The following is a 4,191-nucleotide window of genomic DNA, read 5'->3' on the forward strand; positions in this document are numbered from 1 at the left end:
GGTGGGGCCGTGGGCCGACGGCGGCGGCGGTCGTAGGGGCGGCGGCCAGCGCGCCGACGGCGGTGGCCGTCAGAAAGGCCCTGCGGTTCGAGGCCATGCGTTTCCTCAGGTGGTGTGCTTGTCCAGCACGTGGTGCACGTTGTGCTTGTAGCGCTCAATCACCCTACGCATGCGATCAGTCACCCTAAGTGTCCGTTTAATGACACTTGGCTGATTCCTCGTCAGATCATCGACACGTCATTACTTCGTGATGCCGTGCTGTTCGGCATACGTGTTCGCCACGTCCTCCGGGTCCTTCTTGTCCTTGTCCACCTGGCGGTTCAGCTCGGTGAGCTGGGCCGTGGTGAGGAGGTTGCCCAGGCGCGCGAGGGCCTTGCGGACAACGGAGTCGGCCACGCGGTCGGCGATGAGCGGGACGATGTGCTGGCTGGGGATCAGGGTCTTGGGGTCGGTCAGGACCACCCAGTCGTTGGCCTTGATGTCGGTGTCGGTGGTGAACAGGTTCGCCACGTCCACATCGCCCTTCTTCAGCGCGCCCTTCACCAACGGCCCGTCGGAATCAAGGGACTTGAACTCCTTGAACTCCACGCCGTACACGTCCTTCAGTCCTACGACGCCCACCTGACGGGTCTTCACCTCGGCGGAGGCGCCGATGACGAGCTTGCCGTTGTGCTTCGCCAGGTCGGCCAGCGTGGCCAGGCCGTACTTCTTGGCGGTCGCGCGGGTGACGACGAAGCAGTCGGCGTCCTCGGCGATGCCGTAGGGCAGGACCTGGAGGCCGGAGGGGAGGGCGAGGGTGAGGGCGTTCTGCATCTCGCCCGCCTCCGCGACCTTGGACTTGGGCTGGAGGTAGGTGAGCAGGGAGCCCTGGTACTCGGGGAGGAGGTCGATGTCGCCGCTCTTGAGGGCGGGGAAGACGATCTCGCGGGTGCCGAGGTTGGGGCGGACCTTGACCTTCACGCCGGCCGCTTCGAGGGTGGCGGCGTAGAGGTAGCCGAGGACCTGGTTCTCGGTGAAGTTGGCGGTGCCGATGGTGACGCCGTTCTTGCTGGAGGCGCTGCCGCCGCCGCTGGAGCCCCCGCCGTCGAGCGAGGTGACGCCGCTCGCGCAGGAGGACAGGACGGGGACGGCGACGGCCGTTCCGGCGAGGGCGCCGAGGAGGGTGCGACGGTTCATTTCGGAGTTCCCGGTTTCCCTAGGCGGTGCGGTGGCGGAAGAGGAAGCGCTGGAGGGCGGACAGGCCGAGGTCGAGGACGATGGCTACGACGGCGACGAGCACCGCACCGCCGAGCACCTGCACGAGGTCGCGCTGGGCGAGTCCGTCGAAGACGAAGCGGCCGAGGCCCCCGAAGGAGACGTACGCGGCGACGGTGGCCGTGGAGACCACCTGGATGAGGGCGAGCCGCAGGCCGGTCATGATCAGGGGGAGTGCGAGCGGCAACTCGACCTGGAAGAGGACTTGGTGGCCGCGCATGCCTTGCCCCCGGGCCGCGTCCTTCACGTCCGGGTCCACGGCCGTCATCCCGGCGTAGGTGTTCGTCACGATCGACGGGACCGCGAGGGCGACCAGTGCGATGTACACCGGCCACATCGACAGGCCGCTCGCGAGGAAGACGAGGACGACCAGGCCGACGGTCGGCAGGGCGCGGCCGAAGGAGGCGAGGTTGATCGCGAGGAACGCGCCCTTGCCGGTGTGGCCGATCAGCAGGCCGAGCGGGAGGCCGATCGCGGCCGCGATGAGGGTCGCGAGCAGCGAGTACTGGAGGTGCTCGGCGAGGCGGTGCGCGATGCCGTCCGTGCCGGCCCACTGGGAGCCGCTGGTCAGCCACGTGCCGAGGTTCTTGAAGAGTTCGAACATCAGGCTCGCCGCCTCTTCCACGGGGTGAGTACGTACTGGAGGCCGACCAGGGCCGCGTCCGCGACCACGGCGAGCAGCAGGGTGAGGACCACGCCCACGATCACCGGCGTCGGGAAGTCGCGCTGGAAGCCGTCGGTGAAGAGCTGGCCGAGGCCGCCGTCGCCGATGTAGGTCGCGACCGAGACGAGCGAGATCGACATGACCGTGGCGATGCGGACACCGGCCATGATCACCGGGAGCGCGAGGGGGAGTTCGACGGTGAGGAGCGTGCGCAGGGGGCGCGTGCCCATCGCCTTCGCGGCCTCCTTCGTCTTCGCGGGGACCGAGTCGAGGCCCTCGACCGTGTTCCGCAGCAGCACGACCAGCGTGTAGACCGTCAGGCCGATGACCGTGGTCGTACGGGTGAGGCCGCTGATCGGGAGCAGGAGTACGAAGATCGCGATCGACGGGATCGTGAAGAGCACGTTCGACAGGCCGAGCAGGAAGCCTCGGAGCGGGCGGACGCGGTGGGCCACGACAGCCAGCGGGAGCGAGATCAGCAGGCCGAAGAAGACGGCGGTCATCGCGGCCTGGAGATGCGAGAACGTGAGGCTGGTGAGGTCGTCGGTGTGGTCGCCTATCCACGACCAGTCGATGGTCATGCCGCCGCTCGCGCTTCCGCATGGGCCTGGCCCGCGTGGGTGTGGATGTCGTCGCGGGAGGAGACGCCGGTGAGGACGCCGGCCGCGTCGACGCGGGCGATCAGGCCGTTCGGGGAGGCGACGGACTCGTTGAGGGCGGCGAGCAGGGAGTCGCCGTCCTGGAGGGGTCGTACGGGGATCTCGGCGCCGTCCGTGGCTTTGGTCGACCAGTGCAGTGGCTTGCGCGCCTCGTCCACGACCAGGGTCCAGGTGCCGCCCTCGGGGGCCGGGCCCTGCGGGACCTCGGCGAGGGTCTTCAGGGAGAGCAGCTTGAGGCCGCGCTCGGCGCCGAGGAAGTCGGCGACGAAGTCGTCGGCCGGGCGGGCGAGGAGTTCGGCGGGGGCCGCGCACTGGACGAGGTGACCGCCGGTGCGGAAGATCGCGATGCGGTCGCCGAGCCGTACGGCTTCGTCGATGTCGTGCGTGACGAAGACGATGGTCTTGTTCAACTCCTTCTGCAGCCGCAGGAGTTCGTCCTGGAGCTGGGTGCGGACCACCGGGTCCACGGCGCCGAAGGGCTCGTCCATCAGGAGCACCGGCGGGTCGGCGGCGAGCGCGCGGGCCACGCCGACGCGCTGCTGCTGGCCGCCGGAGAGCTGGTGGGGGTAGCGCTTGCCGGCGTCGGCGGCGAGGCCGACGGTCTCCAGCAGCTCGGCCGCGCGGGCCCTGGCCTTCTTCCGTCCGTGGCCCAGCAGCAGCGGCACGGTGGCGATGTTGTCCAGCACCGTGCGGTGCGGGAAGAGGCCCGACTGCTGGATGACGTACCCGATGGAACGGCGCAGTTCGGCCGCGTCCTGCCGGGTGACGTCCTTGCCGCCGACCTTGATGACGCCCGAGGTCGGGTCGATCATCCGGTTGATCATCCGAAGGGTGGTCGTCTTGCCGCAACCGGAGGACCCGACCAGTACGGTGACCCCGCCTTCCGGCATCTCCAGGGAGAGGTCGTGAACTGCTGTCGTGCCGTTGGGGAAGCGTTTGTGGACCGCGTCGAACTGGATCATGAGTTGTCCCTTGCCCGGCTGCATAACGTCATGCAGAGTTCTTGGTGTCTGAATAGTTTGTCAATGTCTCCGCGTTAATCCGAGGTAACGGATGACCGGCAGGCAAGATCGAGTGTCCTGATTGAGGGGAGTTCGTCGCCTTATGTCGTCTCAGATCGTGGACGCCTCTGATGTGGCGCTGTCCGGAGGCACCGATCTGGTCGTCCTCGACGGGGTCGGCTTCGGGGTCACCGACGTCGTACGCCTCGCCGACGGGGACGCCCGACCGGTCGCCGGCACCGACGCGATGAAGCGCGCGACCGAGTCCTGGGACGCGGCCCGCCAGATCGCCGCGACCGGCCGCGTCTACGGCCGCTCGACGGGCGTGGGCGCCAACCGGAACGAGGACGTGCCCACCGAGGCCGCGGCCGAACACGGTCTGCGGCTGCTCCGCAGCCACGCCGGCGCGATCGGCGACGAGCTCCCGGCCCGGGAAGTCCGGGCGATGCTCGCCGTCCGCGCGAACCAGTTGCTGGCGGGGGGTGCGGGGCTACGGCCGACGGTCGTCACAGCGCTGTGCGAGGCGCTGGAGAACGGGGTGTATCCGGTCGTCAACGAGTTCGGGTCGGTGGGGACGGGGGATATCGCCGCGCTGGCTCAGGTGGGGTTGGCG

The 4,191-nt window shown here is 69.0% G+C and carries 5 protein-coding genes; 1 reads left to right on the forward strand and 4 read right to left on the reverse strand.

The genetic code is table 11. The features are described 5' to 3' along the window. Positions 1 to 240 precede the first annotated feature (240 nt). The 4 genes from AC31A1_RS47760 to AC31A1_RS47775 are packed head-to-tail and all read right to left on the reverse strand — an operon-like array spanning position 241 to position 3,539. On the reverse strand, positions 241 to 1,176 hold the full coding sequence (locus AC31A1_RS47760; RefSeq protein ID WP_489659324.1) for an ABC transporter substrate-binding protein: 936 nt from the start codon (positions 1,174 to 1,176) through the stop codon (positions 241 to 243). A gap of 19 nt (positions 1,177 to 1,195) precedes the next feature. Further along, positions 1,196 to 1,858, reverse strand: a complete 663-nt coding sequence (locus AC31A1_RS47765; RefSeq protein ID WP_489659325.1) for an ABC transporter permease — start codon at positions 1,856 to 1,858, stop codon at positions 1,196 to 1,198. Continuing rightward, the gene (locus tag AC31A1_RS47770) at positions 1,858 to 2,499 is read right to left on the reverse strand and encodes an ABC transporter permease (RefSeq protein ID WP_489659326.1); all 642 of its coding nucleotides are present in this window, start codon (positions 2,497 to 2,499) and stop codon (positions 1,858 to 1,860) included. The genes AC31A1_RS47765 and AC31A1_RS47770 overlap by 1 nt, the downstream gene beginning before the upstream one ends. Beyond that, a complete protein-coding gene (locus tag AC31A1_RS47775) occupies positions 2,496 to 3,539 on the reverse strand; it encodes an ABC transporter ATP-binding protein (protein ID WP_489659327.1) in 1,044 nt (347 codons plus the stop codon). The genes AC31A1_RS47770 and AC31A1_RS47775 overlap by 4 nt, the downstream gene beginning before the upstream one ends. A 142-nt stretch (positions 3,540 to 3,681) precedes the next feature. Here AC31A1_RS47775 and AC31A1_RS47780 point away from each other — a divergent pair. Continuing rightward, a partial coding sequence (locus AC31A1_RS47780) for an aromatic amino acid lyase (RefSeq protein ID WP_489659328.1) occupies positions 3,682 to 4,191 on the forward strand: 510 nt, incomplete at its 3' end.

Source organism: Streptomyces sp. P5F9 (assembly GCF_057961495.1).